17 protein-coding genes are annotated in these 16,533 nt (G+C 48.8%); 3 read left to right on the forward strand and 14 right to left on the reverse strand.

The genetic code is table 11. The features are described 5' to 3' along the window. From ABIK47_02050 to ABIK47_02115, 14 genes are all read right to left on the reverse strand, one after another. The coding region (locus ABIK47_02050; GenBank protein ID MEO0019407.1) for a hypothetical protein at positions 1-1,123 on the reverse strand (1,123 nt) is incomplete at its 3' end. Between the two features lie 104 nt (positions 1,124-1,227). Further along, the gene (locus tag ABIK47_02055) at positions 1,228-1,599 is read right to left on the reverse strand and encodes a hypothetical protein (GenBank protein ID MEO0019408.1); all 372 of its coding nucleotides are present in this window, start codon (positions 1,597-1,599) and stop codon (positions 1,228-1,230) included. 13 nt (positions 1,600-1,612) lie between these two features. Then, a complete protein-coding gene (locus tag ABIK47_02060; protein MEO0019409.1) occupies positions 1,613-2,812 on the reverse strand; it encodes a YCF48-related protein in 1,200 nt (399 codons plus the stop codon). 17 nt (positions 2,813-2,829) lie between these two features. After that, positions 2,830-6,192 (reverse strand): C25 family cysteine peptidase, encoded by a 3,363-nt coding sequence (locus ABIK47_02065; GenBank protein ID MEO0019410.1) that lies wholly within the window; start codon positions 6,190-6,192, stop codon positions 2,830-2,832. Continuing rightward, entirely contained in the window at positions 6,193-7,440 is a 1,248-nt protein-coding gene (locus ABIK47_02070; protein ID MEO0019411.1) for a hypothetical protein, read from the reverse strand. It lies immediately after the preceding gene. A gap of 16 nt (positions 7,441-7,456) precedes the next feature. Further along, entirely contained in the window at positions 7,457-8,473 is a 1,017-nt protein-coding gene (locus ABIK47_02075) for a hypothetical protein (GenBank protein ID MEO0019412.1), read from the reverse strand. A 35-nt stretch (positions 8,474-8,508) separates the two neighbouring features. Next, positions 8,509-9,600, reverse strand: a complete 1,092-nt coding sequence (gene pgsW / locus ABIK47_02080; GenBank protein ID MEO0019413.1) for a poly-gamma-glutamate system protein — start codon at positions 9,598-9,600, stop codon at positions 8,509-8,511. Then, a complete protein-coding gene (gene pgsC, locus ABIK47_02085) occupies positions 9,600-10,043 on the reverse strand; it encodes a poly-gamma-glutamate biosynthesis protein PgsC (GenBank protein ID MEO0019414.1) in 444 nt (147 codons plus the stop codon). The genes pgsW and pgsC overlap by 1 nt, the downstream gene beginning before the upstream one ends. Then, on the reverse strand, positions 10,040-11,200 hold the full coding sequence (gene pgsB / locus ABIK47_02090) for a poly-gamma-glutamate synthase PgsB (GenBank protein ID MEO0019415.1): 1,161 nt from the start codon (positions 11,198-11,200) through the stop codon (positions 10,040-10,042). The genes pgsC and pgsB overlap by 4 nt, the downstream gene beginning before the upstream one ends. A 215-nt stretch (positions 11,201-11,415) precedes the next feature. Beyond that, positions 11,416-11,565 carry a hypothetical protein gene (locus ABIK47_02095; protein ID MEO0019416.1) on the reverse strand — a complete coding sequence of 50 codons (150 nt, stop codon included), beginning with the start codon at positions 11,563-11,565 and terminating at the stop codon, positions 11,416-11,418. A gap of 177 nt (positions 11,566-11,742) precedes the next feature. Further along, the gene (locus tag ABIK47_02100; protein ID MEO0019417.1) at positions 11,743-12,216 is read right to left on the reverse strand and encodes a Zn-ribbon domain-containing OB-fold protein; all 474 of its coding nucleotides are present in this window, start codon (positions 12,214-12,216) and stop codon (positions 11,743-11,745) included. A gap of 16 nt (positions 12,217-12,232) precedes the next feature. Beyond that, positions 12,233-12,754 (reverse strand): Zn-ribbon domain-containing OB-fold protein, encoded by a 522-nt coding sequence (locus ABIK47_02105; protein MEO0019418.1) that lies wholly within the window; start codon positions 12,752-12,754, stop codon positions 12,233-12,235. 9 nt (positions 12,755-12,763) lie between these two features. Further along, positions 12,764-13,924, reverse strand: a complete 1,161-nt coding sequence (locus ABIK47_02110; protein ID MEO0019419.1) for a thiolase domain-containing protein — start codon at positions 13,922-13,924, stop codon at positions 12,764-12,766. A gap of 12 nt (positions 13,925-13,936) precedes the next feature. After that, complete coding sequence (locus tag ABIK47_02115) at positions 13,937-15,088, reverse strand: acetyl-CoA acetyltransferase (GenBank protein MEO0019420.1); 1,152 nt, start codon at positions 15,086-15,088, stop codon at positions 13,937-13,939. A 130-nt stretch (positions 15,089-15,218) separates the two neighbouring features. On the opposite strand from ABIK47_02115, the gene ABIK47_02120 reads away from it, so the two are divergent. Genes ABIK47_02120 through ABIK47_02130 form a run of 3 tightly spaced genes read left to right on the forward strand, consistent with a single transcriptional unit; the run spans position 15,219 to position 16,524 of the window. Further along, positions 15,219-15,803 carry a pyruvate kinase alpha/beta domain-containing protein gene (locus ABIK47_02120; GenBank protein ID MEO0019421.1) on the forward strand — a complete coding sequence of 195 codons (585 nt, stop codon included), beginning with the start codon at positions 15,219-15,221 and terminating at the stop codon, positions 15,801-15,803. 13 nt (positions 15,804-15,816) lie between these two features. Continuing rightward, the gene (locus tag ABIK47_02125; GenBank protein ID MEO0019422.1) at positions 15,817-16,254 is read left to right on the forward strand and encodes an HIT family protein; all 438 of its coding nucleotides are present in this window, start codon (positions 15,817-15,819) and stop codon (positions 16,252-16,254) included. 45 nt (positions 16,255-16,299) lie between these two features. Next, a complete protein-coding gene (locus ABIK47_02130; protein MEO0019423.1) occupies positions 16,300-16,524 on the forward strand; it encodes a hypothetical protein in 225 nt (74 codons plus the stop codon). The last annotated feature ends 9 nt before the right edge of the window (positions 16,525-16,533 follow it).

A 16,533-nucleotide genomic window follows, 5' to 3' on the forward strand; every position in this document is an offset into this window, starting at 1 on the left:
GTGAGCCATTAGCCGTTCTCTGGAAGCGTTCCTCAACCCCAACCCCATAGAACTCAATCACCCGCAGACCAGCATCATAGTCCGCAACATAGGCATAACTGCCGGCTACCGCAACGCCATAGGCAGTGCCTCGGGTATCATAATATCCGACCTCATTGGGATGTGCCGGGTGAAACACATCAATCACCCGCAGACCAACCCAGTCGTCTGCAACATAGGCATAACTGCCGGCTACCGCAACGCCATAGGCATAGCCTGGGGTCCGACAGTATCCGACCTCATTGGGATTTGCCGGGTCAGACACATCAATCACCCGCAGACCACCATAATAGTCCGCAACATAGGCATAACTGCCGGCTACCGCAACGCCAAGGGCATAGTCTGGAGTCCGACAGTATCCTACCTCATTGGGATTTTCCGGGTCAGACACATCAACCACCCGCAGACCAGAATAAAAGTCAGCAACATAGGCATAACTGCCGGCTACCGCAACGCCAAGGGCAGAGCCTGGGGTGTCATAGTATCCGACCTCCTGAGGATGTGCCGGGTGAAACACATCAATCACCCGCAGACCAGAAAACCCGTCAGCAACATAGGCATAACTGCCGGCTACCGCAACGCCAAGGGCAGAGCCTGGGGTGTCATAGTATCCGACCTCCTTGGGATTTGCCGGGTCAGACACATCAATCACCCGCAGACCAGAATAACCGTCAGCAACATAGGCATAACTGCCGGCTACCGCAACGCCAAGGGCAGTGTCCGGGGTATTGCAGGTCCCGAGTCTTGTTGGAGTTGTGGGACTGGTTACATCCCATATCTCAAGACCTGCCTTTCCTCCTGCAATGTAGAGCCGATTTGACTCTTGCGCCAAGCCCCTACCAACGTCGCGGGTGTGAATAGCCTCTGAAAGTTTCACCGGATTTGCGGGATTGCTCACATCAAGCACATAGACCCCACCACCAGAACCAACAAATGCCAGGTGCCGGTTCGGGTCAAGCACCACCGCATTACAATAAGGACCAAATGGCCAGGAGCCTATCTCCCGGCAGTTGAGCGAGTCCAGGGCATAAACATTTGCGGTCAAAACAAAAAAGACCGCAACTATCAGAACACATCTTTTCATTTTACCTCCCTTGGAGTTTATCTAATTATACCCATTTTATGTCATTTGTCAAGAAGAAATGTAACACCGACAGATTGACATTGACAAGGAAGGTTTATTATGTGTTAGTTCTTAGGCTCAATCACCAGCCGGAAGGTGTCTGACCAGTCTGACTCCTTACGGTCAATGTCTTTTGCCTTTGCCCTGATAAAGTAGAGTCCGGTCTGATAGTAAATGTGGGTGCGTTCAATGGTATCCCCGCTCTGGAAGAAATATGACCACTGCGGTTTGGTGGTGTCGCCCCAATCAATGAGATAGGTGATGACATTGTCCTCAGGGTCAATTGAATAAATATGAATCAAAACCGTGTCACCAACATCTGCCCGGTTTCTGCCGAAGATGACCGGCTTTTCCGGCGGCAGGTTTTTACCACAACCGCTTATGACCGAACTTACAATAAAAGTTGACCCGATAAGGAATAAAATAAAACACCTCATCTTGCCCCTTTTCTCATCTGACAATCAGAACCTTTTCTGTCCCCGCCTTTTTCTTTATGAAATAAATACCCGGTTTTAGAGAAGCGATGCCATTTGGTCCAGGATAAAAGTTTAACACCTTTTTACCAGCAATGTCAAAGAGAACCGCAGGGAGGTTCTGAAGGATGAAGGTTGAGGTTAAGGTTGAGGTAGGAAATAGGATATTAGAATTAGTTTCTTCGGTGATGCCAATAAGGCTCACGCTCCAGTTCTCGCCGCCATCAGTTGTTACCACAACCACATCGGTTCCAGCTGCCATCCCTCGGAGCGAGTCGGCAAAGTCAATATCAAAAAGGGTAGAGTCCGCGCCTGAGTTCTGCAAAACCCAGTTGTTGCCACCATCAGAGGTATGGATTATCGTCCCATTCCTGCCGCAAGCCCAGCCGCAAGTCGGACTGACAAACTTTAACGCCCGGAGAAATCTCGCACCTTGAGGAAGATTCTGCTGCACCCAGGAATTGCCGCCATCACTTGTGTGCAGAACGACCGCCCTGAAGTTACGGTCATCACCACCAACAACCCAGCCTGAAAGGGAATCGGCAAAATACACATCATAGAAATCATAGGTGGTGTCCTGGTGCAAGATTACCCAGGAGTCGCCGCCATTGGTCGTTTTGGCAATTATGCCCTGACCACCAAGAAATGTGTCGCCCTGAGGCCAGTGTCCGGCAACAAGAAAGCCATAATTACGGTCAAGAAAGAATACGCCCTGACACTCAAGGGTGTCTCCATGGGGAAAGGGCGGTTTCGGCAGAAAAACCTGCTCCCAGACAGCACCACCATCAGTTGTCCTTAATTGGACATAGTCACCACCTGCTGCCCAGCCAAACATATTATCAACAAACCTGATTCTTGCCGCATGCTTTGGACCACCTAAATTTTTCCTTTCCCAGGTATCGCCACCATTGGTAGTGCGCCAGATTTCGCCGGTCCTGCCGCAGGTCCAGCCTGAATCGGGTGTTAAAAAGAAGACATCAAAGAAGTCGCGGACGGTGAGAATGTTCACCTCATTCCAGGTGATACCAAAATCGCTTGTGTGGTAAATTAGTGTTGTATCCATTGTAACCACCCAGGCATCATTACCACCTGGTGGTGTTGCCACACCGTGGTAAATCAATGCCCAGAGTGGTGATAATAATAAAGAGACACTAAAAATGAGGAACAACCTTCGCATTTACTCTCCCTTTCTTTTTATCTCAAGACAACTACCCTTTTCTCAACAGAGATTTTATTATTTCCAAGAGTATCGGTCAACCGCAAGATATAAACACCAGCAGGCACCCGCTTTCCTTTTTCATCTCTAAGGTCCCAGAATAAACGATTATTAGCACCAGCTGAAAATGTCAATTGCCTGACCTCTCTACCGGTAATATCAAAGACCGAAGAGCGAAGACCGAAGACCGGGGACCGGCTAATATCCAGCCAGACACCTCTGGTGGCTACACTGGGGAAAATCTTAAAGGTAAAAGGAAGGGCTGCGTCCTCTTTCTCACAGATGAATGTGAATGTATCAGGCGGATTGGTTGTCCACTTTATCGCCCGGTGGGGGACAATTTCAGCCGCTGGTGCAGGATACATCCCGGCAAATGTCCATTCCAGTCCATCATCGTGATTTTGACTCTGAATCCCAACTGTGGCAAAGTTATGGCTGTTACCCCAGATGGTATCATCGTTCTGAACAAAAAGGTACTGGCACACAATCGGTCCATCACCGGTAAGGGTCTGATAATATGCCGGGTCGAAAAGAATCGCCTGAAAGGTCTGCTGTTCAGCGACAATGGGATTACGAAATCCATGGATGTGATAGACATTGCTCCATTCAACAATAAAGCGGTGCTGAGGCTCATCATAAAAGTAATACACACCTCCGGCATTCAGCGTATCGGTTCGGAAATCATCCCAGAAAACCGCAACAAATCCATCTGGTCCCTGCGCAGATGGAATGTGCCAGTTATATGGGTCACCAAACCAGGTATTGCCCATCGCAATATAGCCGTTATCACATACCGAGATTGTCTCATAATTTTGTCCGTAAAACCGGAAGGTAAATGGCAACTGGACCTCAACCGCACGGTCGTTACCGATAGTTATTCGTGTGCCTTGCCCGCCCTGATTCGGGTCAATCTCAATCCAGTTAAATTCTGGTCTTTCCTGATAACCAATGTCAGTATCATCGTAGCCATAATAACCATATCGGTCAGGTCCGAACGGCGTTGAGGAAACAGGCTGTCCGATTGTAACAGAAAAACTTATCTGCTGGTTGAATCCTTCTGCGCCAGTCAGGGTTAGATAAAGCAGAAATTTATGCCCGATTGCAACTTCGGCATTGACCTGGACCTTAAAGCGGTCAATGGTATTTGCTGCTGAATCACCAGATGGAATATTACCAAAATATCCTGTTGAATCTAAGACCCTAATCGCTGCTGGGTTTGCAGAGCGCAATATACCGGTAACATTATTGGCATCTCCTTCGCCCCTGTTTAAAACCGTAATCGCAACCTCAACACTTTCTCCCGGGTCAAGAACGCCATTTTGGTCATAAACAGTGTAGCGCCTCCCATCAAAAGTAGGTCCGTGCACATCAATGGTGAAGCCGGAATACCAGATACTGTCCTCGCTGGCAATTCTCAAGCGTAATGGCAGCCTCTGACCGCTTGTGCAGGAAGGGGCGACAGATATCTGAAAAGGTTCAGCAGTCCCCTCCTGACCGGGTGCAAGTGAACCGTAGTTACGGACAGAGTCAGCTACTGAACAAAAGGAATCGAGTGCGCTTAAAACGGCTATGGTATTGTTTGCGGTCTGACTTAGCCCGTAATTCTTTAAAACAACAGAAAGATTGGTCAAATTTCCTGGATTAACAGTGTCAGGTGAATGGCGCAAATGTCCTACAAACACCCCTCTAATTACACCCAAACTGTAACCCAAATGGGGCTTGAGATTCCTGCCAGTTACGGTAACAAACATAGTGTCAGCGGTTGTTGTGGAAATATTGAACCGGGCAAAACCAGCGCGGTCGGTCCGTCGCACTTCCTGAACTTCACCAAGTTTGAATAAGCACACCTGGGCATTTTCAACTGGATTTCCCATTGCATCACGCACATTAACCGAAAAAGAGGTCGTGCCCACTGGATATTCGCTGGGATAGGAAACGACAATCTCCTGCGGAACACCCGTCCACATCTCCATTGCCGGGTCACCAAGGAGATTGTAGACATGAAAATAAATGACAAGGTCTTCAGAATCCGCGCGCAGGGGGAAATTAATCAACTGCTCAAGTTTACCGCAATACATCGCCGGACCCAGGGTAGTAATGCTGCGGTCAAAAATTGCCTGATAAATCCCATAGTCCATACAGTTGTTCCACCTCGTTGAAGTTCCAGTATAGGATGCACCCCAGAATCCCACACCACCTTTGGGCGCAGTTGGCGTTCCTGCTCGCAACCAGGCTTCACCAAAACAGGGGTTTGCCTGATAATTGCCGGTCCCACAATAGAGGCTGGTGATAACTGGTAATTTCCAGCCATTATTGAGATTATAAACATCGCTAATCTGAAACTGGGGATAATTCCAGCCGCTTGCCTGCCCCCAACCTCGACCGTTGATAAACAAAACACCGTTATTCACAGAGGTATCAATCGGTCCGCGACCAGAAGCGGTAGGTGGATAAAAAACGGTATCAACGATGTTGAACCCTTTTGCCAAAAGTTTTTCCCGAATGCGGCGTTTGGTCACGAGCGCGGTAACCGCTGGTGTCCCTCCTTCCTGATAACTTGTCCCGACCATCAGCGCCCGTTTAAACCAAAAGGTATCTTCAGTATAAGGATTGGACTCATAGCCGATAATCTTTGCGACGATGCAGTCAAGTTCAGAAATGTTCGCTGCTGGCAGTCTGCCGACAAAAAGGTCGCTGAGAAAATCTTCACCATCAACAAGGGAATAAGGATGGTCTGTTACACAGGAGGTGGCACCAGGGGTAGGAAAGGCAGGAATCTTGTTTATGGCACCGACAAGTAGAACATATTCAATTTTAGGGCTCCAGTTCTGATACGCCTCGCGAATAAAGTTTCTAATCTGGTCTCGTTGGGTGCCGGTCTCTGAGGTCTTCTTAACCCAAACCTTAAAACCCTTCCGCTCCTTCCACCTTGCCAGAGGTAAAATGTTATCATAAAAATCATCCGGCACGATAATCAGATAACCTCTCAGTCCATCCTCCTGGTGAAGTTTAAAATGCCACGGGCAAATTATTTGTGCCATCCCACCTTTGGTTGCCACTCTGTCAATTGACTGGTTATAATTTATACTAAGTTTGACCTCCTTTTCGCTCCGGATAATTAAAGGCACAACTTCAATTCCAGCGGCAATCATCCTGGTTCCAAATTGCCATTGACATTCATCATCGGTCCGCACCTCTGGTAATCGTTCGCCTAATACCGGCACAAGAACTGCCACCGCCCTTGATGTTTCTGTTGGAACAAATCTAATTTCAATCTGGTCATTGGTGATCAGACCGGCCTGGAGATTAGCAGCAATTAAAAAGAGTAACAATTGGCTCATTTAGAACTCCTTCTTGACGGTAACTATGCCAAGGTCACGGTCAAGAACGAGGAAATAACTGGTTTCAGTTACCACCCCTACCCCATAGGCATAAGGTGTCTTAATCTGTGCCATAAGATAAGGCTCAGAAGGGTTGGCGCAGTTGACAACCGCAACGCCACCTGAACCGCAGGCGATAAAAATCAGACTATCATCTACAGTAACCGAGTTGGCATAGCCATCGAGTGCAATCCTACTCAATTCCCTCAAATTGCCTGGTTCGTGAGCATCAATTACCATCAATCCATCCCGTCCATCAGCCACATATAATCTCGCATCATTTACCGTCACTCCGCGGGCATTCCCAGGCGTGTCAAAACCGCTTAATTGAACCGGCGGAAATGTGTCCAGACGCCAAGCGGCGACACCCAATTGCTCGCAGGCAACAAAACCTCGATGATCAGCTATCACCACACTACGGCAGTTGCGCGGATAATAGTATTGGAATCTGAGATTCGGATAACGGGGGTCAGTTATATTTACGGCGAGAAACTGAGCACCAGCAGCAATATAAGCCCAAGTGTCCTGGACCGCAATATCATACCCATATCCGGGCTGAGGATATTCAAGAACTCCTACAATTTTAAGGCTTTCAGGATTCTGGATATTAACTATCATCAGTTCCTTATACCCGTACGCAATATAGGCGAAACTGTCCTTAACCGCCACCCCCCAGGCAACATTGAGTGAATCCATTATCCGTGCAAGAAATAGCGGTGAGACCGGATTGGTTATATCATATACTGCTAAACCCGCCTGTCCGTCAGCGATATAGGCACGATTTCCCTGAACTGCAATGTCGTGTGGATACCCCTGGGTTTTCAACGAGTTGACGATGATAAACCTCTGAATGACAAAACTCCTTGTTTCCGACCATTCACTCCAGACGCCCTTCTCATTTTGCACCCGCACCCGCCACCAGTAGCTGCCATCGGTTTTCAGATTCACACTTGTAGAATTTTCAGAGGTGCTGTCAGTAACGACAATAGATTTAAATTTGGCATCTTCTGCCACCTCAAGAACATAGATTTCACCATCCGCAACATCCTGCCATAAAAATGTTACCTCTGAGGAGTTGAGAATCGCATTGTCTGCAGGTGCCTCAAGAGAAACTGGTGAAGGTGCAGGCAACGGTCTTATGCAGGTAAGTGTAAAAATCTGAAATAGATAGACAAAAAACCCGAGAAATATTATCAACCACCGCCTCATTTTGCACCTCCCATATTCAATCCTTTTTCCTTTTACTATCCAGCGTTAATGGCAGGTTTACACCCAACGAAACCCGGCTCGCTCGGTATTCCTTTACCTCCTCAACCTCACCATTATATGGCGAATCCACCTCACGCCACTCTAACTCATATTTCAAGACCAGCGTAAAAGGGTTAAGCCGGAAATCACCACCGGCAGCAATTGTCTGGGTCCGGTCAACTCTGCCGTAATGATAAGGGTCAATGGTAATCGGATTATCGGTTGTATATTGCCGATGGCAAAACCTATATCCTGCCTCAACCCCGAACCGGTCAAAAACACGGGGACGGGTAGCAATGGTAATCTCAAAGCGGTGCTCTTGATAAGATATGTCTGGAACCGGTCCTTTTGCCCGCGCAATCTTAAACTGATACTCACCCTGTAAATTTATATTTTTCCTCGGTCTCCATCCTAACTCAACTCCAAGCCGGTGTGCCCTTGTGTCATAATAGTCAAACCTTTTAAGATAGTCATCAATCTCAAACCGGTAATTGGGGGTTATAAGAAGGTTTCCGAAACCGCGGTGAAAATCGATACCAAGAAGATGCTCACCATATCTGCAGGGAAAATAACCTCCTTTTATTTCCGGGTCAGGATAATACCGGATAAGATAGTTTGGCATCCAGATGTAAGAAAAGAAAGATCTGCCCAGTTTACCTGCCTCCTGTTCAATACGGGTATTGATTAAACCATAACTCTTTTCCTGATTAACAACATACTGATGCAGTCTCAGTCTGAGCCTAAACCCGGTATTCCTTGTAAAAACACCTCTCAGGTCAGCGGTAACTTTCAAATCAATATCATCTGCCGAATGATAAGGATAGCGGGCAGGGTTTTCACCGAGACGGAATTTCTGCAAATCCGCAGGCGAGAGATAGAAAATGTTGTTATCATATTCAATATTGGCATCGAATGAACCGTTCCACCGCACCGCTCCTTCAGCAGTAAAAAGAAGAGAGAATGTAATGAGTAGGAAGATTGTTCTTGCTCTCATACCATCAGCCTATAGATAACAAGGAAGCTCTGAAACTATACCGCATTTCCCTCCTCCTGTGACCTCACCCCGAAATAGTACTCGATGTCATAACGAACAACGAGAAAAAGCAGGATGATTATGATTAGCGAAAATGTTATCGCCAGCGGCACCGAGTAGCGCCGTTCATAATAAAGCCTGCCTTTACCAATTGCTGGCAAGGGTATGGGTGCAACCGGCAGGCGATAGTCAAGCGCAACCCGGCTGGGCTTGGCAATATGAATCACCGGACGACGGCTATTGAGAAACTGGGCAATCAGACCGTTGCCAGCACGGGTATGCCGGTCGGTAAAGATTCTTGAAGGCAGGCGTAATAAAGGGTCACCAGAGTTGGTAACAGGCAGACCAACCGCAACCAAAGCCTTGCACCTTGAAAACAGCTCCATTCTCTTTGCCACCCCCTCGGCAATGGATTCCGCAATGAAAATCGGCACCTTTAACGATTCGGCAATGTTCAAAAGCAGTTCCCTGCCTTCTGGTGATATCCCCCTGCCATCATCAGCCTCACCACCCAGGGTTGCGAGCGCAGAACGAAAGTTCCACAGTCCGGAATCGGATAGAACCTTTTCAATCTCAAGCCAGGTGAATCCTGGATAGTTTGCCCCCCACATTCCGGAACTTTGCGCGCTAACAATTAAAGGAAAAACCCCGAGGGTTTTCGCCACTGCGAGAATCTGAATATTTAACGCTGGATAGGTGCCATCCCAGTTTACCGCAACCGTATCACCTGAACGAATCCCTGCCCGATAGAGCATCTCAATCAAAGCGGCACTGAAATTGGGATTGGTTGTTGTCAGCGCATCGCTCAAATCGCTCCTGCCGTAGGTAACCTTCGAAAACTGCAGCCCTATCAATCCGGTACCGTTCGGGTCATTGACACTGTCAATCGGCAAATCAATATTTGTCTGCCGGTAATTGCGCATGATTTCAAAAGCCCTTGCCGAGACCCTCGCGGCATTAACCTTTTCCTCATAAAGCCGGCTCCGAACAGAATGCACCGAACCTGACTCAACAAAGAAAAATAAAAGTGCAATTACTGCGAGCACGGTGATAACCCAGCGGTTTACCTTTCCCTGTCTCCGCCTCATCAGAACGCACCCCCGGAGATGCAGATTATCAGAAGCCGGGTAAGAACCGCGGCAATCATCATCGTGGCAAGCGTCTCCACAACACCCTGCCTTGCCATCCAGTAGGCCGCAAGACCAGGGATAACATAACCGATAACGCTCAAATCCCATCTCACCGAGTTCAGACTAACACTCGGTGCAATCTTGGTAACATAACCAAGCAGGTAACCAACGATTATTCCCAAAAGAAGCATCCTTCTGCCAAACACAATGATAAACCGTGATAGACCCTTGATAATCAGATAGGTGATTAATGCCACTAAGATGGTGGCGACGACCCGCACCGGCTCATTCAATGTCAGGGCAATATAACCAGGCACAACTATGCCACCGGCTGCGAGACCGATTGTCTCGGTCAGGAAAAAGGAAATCAGCATCCCCAGACCAATCGTCTCAATTATCACCCTTTGACCCCCTTTCCAGCAAAGTAGCCAATCAACCGTTCCCCATAGCCAACGGTATTGCCTGTGGCAAAAACCAATTGCCTTTCTTTACTCAGTTTATACACCTGTTCATAAACAACTGCCGGCTCAATCTCCTCACCCAGGTCAAGAATCCTATCCCTTTTTTCGCCCAACTGCAATGCCCGCTGAATAAAGGCGCGCGTCAGACCGCCGGTTACCACTATCCAGTCCTTGTCCCAATTAAATACAAGTTCTGCCAATTGCCGGGAACGGTCAGCACGGTCACGCCGGCAATTCACTAAAACAATTCTATTCTCGCAGCGCCCTTTCACCATCTCCCAGAGTATGCCAATTGAGTCCGGGTCATTGGCAGCAAGGGTGTTGACCACCTCCAGCAGTTTCCCCCGGTCGCGAATTTGATAGATGCGCATCACCCCAGAATCAGGCAGACTCCGCTGCATCCCTTCAAGCGCGGTCCTGCGCTCCACACCCAGGCTTTCACACACCGCCAGTGCCAGGGCAACATTCTCCTTATGCTCAATATAACCAAAGCCCTTCATCTCCTCATCACCCACTGTTTGCGGGTCAGTAACGGTCATATTTACATCTGGTCTTATTCTCTCTTTTAAAACCTTTAAAGGCTCGCCCCTCTCTGCGGTAAAAAAACTGCCCTTCTGGGGAATGGTATTGCTTAACGCCCGGGCAACATCCATCACTGTTGGACCCATCACATCAAGGTGGTCTGCCCTGACATTGGTGATAACACTATGGGTGGGTTTGATGAGCATCCTGTTTTCAATAAACTGGTATTCAGGGACCAAAGCCATACACTCAACAACAAGGGCATTGGCGTTATGTCTTCTTGCCAGCCGGACAATCCGCAACTCCTCAATGATATTTGCCTTTCCCAGCCTCCTTATTGGATACTCCTCATTATCCCCGACAATGAACCTTGGCTTTGTTCCGGTAACCTTGGCAACAACCCGAAACCCACCTGCACGCAGACCAGCAGCAATCAGCCTTGTCACCGATGACTTCCCCCTTGTGCCGTTCACCTGGATGCGAATCGGAATCTGCCTCAGATTGCGCAGGTGCAACTGGTATTCGGCAAACCCGTAGCCGATAAAAAGCAAGAGGACAAAGAGAATTAAAAACATTAACCGATAGCAAAAATTATATTCCCCGTTTTTAAATTGTCAAAAGAGCAATTTACCCCTCTGTCCGCTTCCTATTTGATAACCCCTCTACCGGCATCAGGTTCACTCCCCTTCTTAATCTCCACTTCTACCTGGCTGAGGTTCTGGCAGGTTGCCGTTCAAGCCCTCTTAAAAACCGCCCTTCAGATTAGACCGCAGATAAACCTCAGGGCAACTTATCCTGCCCTTTCCAAAAGAGTCCTGGTTTCAATCGCAGACACCATTTCAAAGACAGCCTTATCAACCCCGCGGAAAATCCCCCACAAAACCGCCTTCCAAGCACCCTCAGAAACAACCTCAGACACCACCTCCAACACCCTGACCAAAACCGCCCGGGGGATAGTTCCCCGGAAAAAAGTGAAATTAGGTTAAGTTAAGAAATTACGAGAGATAACCCAATTTTACCCCTCTGGGTTTTGTGTATTTATATATACACTTAGGAAATTGGCAAAAGAAGAGCCTCTTCTCTTTAGAACCGCGCTTGGAGAAAAACAGCCCCTTGCCTATTCCGGCTGAAAATAAAGTATGTCTGTTATTGCGCCTGTCCTTTTGTTTTTGGGCTTTAAAACCGCCTTAACCCGCATCCCAATCTTCAGCGCCTTGCCATCTAAGTTATCAAGGAGATGAATGATTACTGTTGAGGCGCCATCAAGCCTTACCATTCCCACTGTTATCGGCTTTTCCAAACCCTTGCCATCCAGTCCCTGATGTAACACTGTCCAGGACTCCAACACACCGCTTGACCCAACCTTCACCCACTCCTCAAGCCGTGCCAGGCACCGTTCACAAAAGATTCGTCCCGGAACATACACAATTCCGCAGCGCTCACACTTGGTCCCTGTAAACTCGCCCTTATCCTTAAGCGTTCTCAAGAACCTTTCGCCCGCAATACCCGCGGTATAAAGGCTTTCAACAGGCAGTTCCCCAAACCAGACCTTTATCTCCTTGGTTTTTTCCAATCTTTCCTTTAGTGCCATCATCAACTCCTTGATTTTATAGTGGCTTCCAGTACCGGATATCGGTAATTGCCCCTTCCCGCTCTGCTAAGGGCTTCCATACCGCCTTTACCCTCATCCCAACCCGAACCTTTTCCGGGGCAACATCGCCCAAAAGATGCATTATCCCCATTCCCGGTGATGCGCCATCAATCTCAATCACCGCTGGTATCTGGGGCTCCTTGATCCGCTTCACATCCCAGGTGACATAGCAGAGCGAAAATGTATTTACCGTGCCAGTATCCTTCAGTCTCACCCACTCATCAATATTGCGAAAGCACCACTCACAAACCATCCTTGGAGGCACCATTACCCTCCCACATTTCCCGCACCGCACACCCCATATCACGCCCTCTTTCAAACCTGACAGATACCTGCCGATTGCCACCCCGGCATCCCAGGCGTACTTGGCGTCAGCATTCCAGCGGGTGAAAAGGACCTTACCCTTTTTAATATCATCCTCTTGCAGACCCGTCCCTTCAAATTGCGGCAATTTTTTAAACTCTTTGTTTGCTTTCATCTTCTACTCCTATATTCCCAGGACTACCACTGTCCCTACCTGCATCAAATCCCCCCATGCCTGGGCAACCCCGCGTTTTGCCTTACGGGCAATCTGCCTCTTTCCCGCCTCACCGCGGAGTTGCCAGAAAAGTTCAGCAACCTTCATCAAACCGGCTGCTGCAATAGGATTGCCAACACCCAAGAGCCCACCTGAGGGGCAAACCGGCAGCTCCCCATCCCGGCGAGTAACACCATCAACTGTCAGTTGTGGCGCCTCACCACGACCGCAGAGCATCAACCCCTCAAGATGGTGCAACTCCTTATAATCAAACGGGTCATATGGCTCAGCCACATGAATCTGGTGTCTGGGGTCGGTAATCCCTGCCATTCTGTAAGCCATTCTCGCCGCCTCTTCAACATAGCGCGGATAACACAGATCCCGATTTGTCCAGTAAGCGGTATCCAATGCCCAACCCACACCCTCAATCCACACTGGCTTATCGGTAATCCTTCTGGCGATACTCTCCTCAGCCAAAATAACCGCGACCGCGCCATCAGAAACGGGACTGACATCCAGCCGCTGAACCGGCCAAGCGAGCACCTCTGATTTCAAGATGTCCTCAACCGTTACCGGTGCAGCAATCTGGGCACAGGGATGGTCAATGGCGTTGTTTTTATTCTTCACCGCCACCAGTGCGATATCCTCCTTGCGAAGCCCATAGGTGGTCATATAGCGGTTCATCTCCAAGGCAAATATCCACAGGAGATTGGGTTTTAAAGGGCGCTCAGTGGTATGGTCAAAGATGGTGAGAAAGGCACCCTGAGGATGGGGTTGAAACGAGGACATCTTCTCCTCACACACCACCAGACAGGTGTTGAAAACCCCAGAGGCGATGTGATACCAACCGTGGATTACCGAAAAAACGCCTGTGCCCCCACCCACATAACAGCGCATATAGGGTTTTCCAAAGGCACCGGCACCATCAGCAAGATACTCCCCTTTCATATGGACACCGTCAAAGGTATCCGGAGCGGTGCCTAACACCACGCCGTCAATCTGGTCAAGGGTCATGCCGCAATTCTCAAGCGCCTGTCTTGCGGCATAAAAGGCAAGCTCCTTCCCGGTCTCCTGTGCCCGGCGCACAAACTTCGTCATACCTACACTGACAACCGCTACTCTTCGTCCCATAATATCCCCTCCTTAAATGGACAAAACTCCCACCGCAGCGCTTGCTGTGGGAACACCTCGCCAACTTTGGATTAATGCGGTTCTGACATTGGGCAACTGATTTTTGCCCGCCTGCCCCCTTAACTGCAAAACCGCCCAGAACAAACGGGCAAGCCCATTCGCCTCATATAAATAACCCATACCCAAGGCACCACCAGAAGAGTTAACCGGCAACACCCCGTTTATTTCGCCCTTACCTGATTCAACCCAGGAACCGATTTCGTTAGTGGAAACAAGACGCAGTGTCAGAAGATGCTGCAACTCCTTATAGGAATAGGTATCGTCAACCTCAGCAAAATCTATCTCCTTTGCAGGGGTATTTATGCCGGCTAAATTATAAGCCATTTCCGCCGCCTTAGTTACATATTCCGGGATATCCCAATCGCGTGACTCCAGACCGGCAGAACCGTTGCACCAGCCCATACCGGTTATCCAAATCGGCTTATTTCTCATTGCCGCTGCCCGTTTCTCCGAAGCGAGGACAGCAACAATTGCGCCATCAACCGGTTGTGCGACATCAAGTTCGGTTAATGGTGTTGAAATCATCTTTGCCTTTTGGAAATCAACATCGGTTATCTTTGCCCCCCGCCCAGCAAACTGATTATTCAGGGCATTGCCACGGTTCTTTCTTACAACCCTGTGACAGTGTTCGGATGTCAGACCGTATCGGAACAAGAACCGATTCATCTCCAGCCCAGCGATAAAATGGGTGTTAAGCCCCAAGGGGCGGTTAAATACCGGGTCCTGGGCGCAGGCGGCGATGCCATCCGGTGTCAAGATATTGGATGCCTTCACATGGGCTTCCACTACCGCCACATCAAATTCACCCGTCATTATCTGCAACCAACAGGCGGCGACACCATGGAGCCCGTCACCGGGAATTGTGTGCATCTGTTTCAGTGCGGCACCAAGTTGGTCAGGAACATACTCATCGAAAATACTTGTGCCCTCAACATAATCTTCGGCACAGGTAACAAATGTATCCACATCCCGGCGCGGGTCGATTCCTGCATCTTCGTAAGCCCTTACCGCTGCCTCATACATCAATTCTTTGTATGAGACATCAGGAGAAATTGAGCGAAACTGGGTTGCTCCGATACCGACAACCGCTACCTTCGATTTCATATTTTCCTCCTATGCGCATTTTATAAATAAATCTTGCCCAAAGTTACCAAAGAGATTTCGAAAGTCAACAATTACCAAAGAGATTGATTTTATTTGACCGCAAGGAATTAAAAAATATCTTAATATTGTTATGCGAACAAATATATCCAAATTTCAATCATTATGGCTTCCCCGTGCAGGAAGCCTTAACACCTCAACCACTCTCCGTTTGGCGCTCGAGTGTACCCAGCAACTTAAAATCACACATATCGTCATCGCCTCAACCACAGGCTCAACCGCATTAAAACTCAGCCGCCTTGCCCAGAATGCCTTTAAAATCATCTGCGTAACTCATCAGAGCGGCTTTGCCCAGCCTGGTAAATCTGAACTCTCTCCTTCTATCGAAAGAAAACTTACCACCAGCGGTGTCGTAGTCTTACGCACCACCCATCTCTTTGGTGGGGTTGACCGCGCCATCAGGCGCCAGTTTGGCGGTCTTGGTCCACCAGAAATCATCGCCAACACCTATCGCACATTCGGTGAAGGGACAAAGGTGGCGGTGGAAATAGCGGTAATGGCGCTTGATGCCGGTCTTGTGCCCTATGGCAAGGACATTATCAGCATCGCCGGCTCAAGTAGAGGTGCTGACACCGCGCTGGTGATTCGTCCTGCCCATTCCCATCAATTCTTTGACACCCGTATCAGGCAGATTATCTGCAAACCCTGGTCTTTTTAGCTGGAGGTGAAAAATGACAGAATGCCCATTCTGCCAAATCGTTGCAGGCAGGGCACCCTGCCGCAAGGTTTACGAAGATGAACTCACCCTTGCCTTTTTAGACCTCTACCCCATCTCCCGCGGACACTGCCTCGTAATACCCAAAAGACACATCCAGTGGTTTACGGACATTGAGCCGCAGGACAACCTTGCGGGTCCATTTCTGCGCACCTGCTACACCGTTGCCCGGAAAATAAAACATGCCTTTGAGTGCGAATACATCACAATGCTCTTACGCGGCACGAGGGTTCCCCATGTGCATATGCTCCTCATTCCGACGATTAAAGGCGAGGAAAACCTCCTTGACAAAACCCTTAACCTTCACCACTTCTGTCAGGTACGGCTGAAGCCACAATTTTCTGAAAAGGAACTGGATGAGATTGCCGAGCGCATAAAAAACGCACGGGTATAATCCGGTTTTCCTTGACAGGTATTTTATGAAATTTATATTAAATCAATGAGTATCCGTTGCCGCTGTCCTGGTTGCAATCGGAATGAGACCTATGCCGGCTACTTCTGCGATAAATGCAATTACAACTGGGAGGAGGAGGCATTTCTTGAGCCTGATGGCACCGTAGCAAAGTCCCCTTGCCCCAGATGTCTAAAAATTACACCCGCAGAAACCCTCCGTTGCGGTAACCCTGCCTGTATGACGGTCTGGCCTCCCCCTGAGCCGGTATAAAACCTAAGG

The sequence above is a fragment of the candidate division WOR-3 bacterium genome, assembly GCA_039801245.1.
Lineage (GTDB): Bacteria > Hydrothermota > Tepidihabitantia > Tepidihabitantales > Tepidihabitantaceae > JAOABP01.

Bases quoted from the DNA above. Each gene is read 5' to 3' on its own strand.
- ABIK47_02105 (MEO0019418.1), bottom strand. From the start codon at position 12,754: ATGAAAGCAAACAAAGAGTTTAAAAAATTGCCGCAATTTGAAGGGACG.
- ABIK47_02100 (MEO0019417.1), bottom strand. From the start codon at position 12,216: ATGGCACTAAAGGAAAGATTGGAAAAAACCAAGGAGATAAAGGTCTGG.
- pgsB (MEO0019415.1), bottom strand. From the start codon at position 11,200: ATGTTTTTAATTCTCTTTGTCCTCTTGCTTTTTATCGGCTACGGGTTT.
- ABIK47_02070 (MEO0019411.1), bottom strand. From the start codon at position 7,440: ATGAGGCGGTGGTTGATAATATTTCTCGGGTTTTTTGTCTATCTATTT.
- ABIK47_02115 (MEO0019420.1), bottom strand. From the start codon at position 15,088: ATGAAATCGAAGGTAGCGGTTGTCGGTATCGGAGCAACCCAGTTTCGC.
- ABIK47_02110 (MEO0019419.1), bottom strand. From the start codon at position 13,924: ATGGGACGAAGAGTAGCGGTTGTCAGTGTAGGTATGACGAAGTTTGTG.
- ABIK47_02065 (MEO0019410.1), bottom strand. From the start codon at position 6,192: ATGAGCCAATTGTTACTCTTTTTAATTGCTGCTAATCTCCAGGCCGGT.
- ABIK47_02075 (MEO0019412.1), bottom strand. From the start codon at position 8,473: ATGAGAGCAAGAACAATCTTCCTACTCATTACATTCTCTCTTCTTTTT.
- ABIK47_02125 (MEO0019422.1), top strand. From the start codon at position 15,817: ATGACAGAATGCCCATTCTGCCAAATCGTTGCAGGCAGGGCACCCTGC.
- ABIK47_02130 (MEO0019423.1), top strand. From the start codon at position 16,300: ATGAGTATCCGTTGCCGCTGTCCTGGTTGCAATCGGAATGAGACCTAT.
- pgsW (MEO0019413.1), bottom strand. From the start codon at position 9,600: ATGAGGCGGAGACAGGGAAAGGTAAACCGCTGGGTTATCACCGTGCTC.
- ABIK47_02055 (MEO0019408.1), bottom strand. From the start codon at position 1,599: ATGAGGTGTTTTATTTTATTCCTTATCGGGTCAACTTTTATTGTAAGT.
- ABIK47_02120 (MEO0019421.1), top strand. From the start codon at position 15,219: ATGCGAACAAATATATCCAAATTTCAATCATTATGGCTTCCCCGTGCA.
- ABIK47_02060 (MEO0019409.1), bottom strand. From the start codon at position 2,812: ATGCGAAGGTTGTTCCTCATTTTTAGTGTCTCTTTATTATTATCACCA.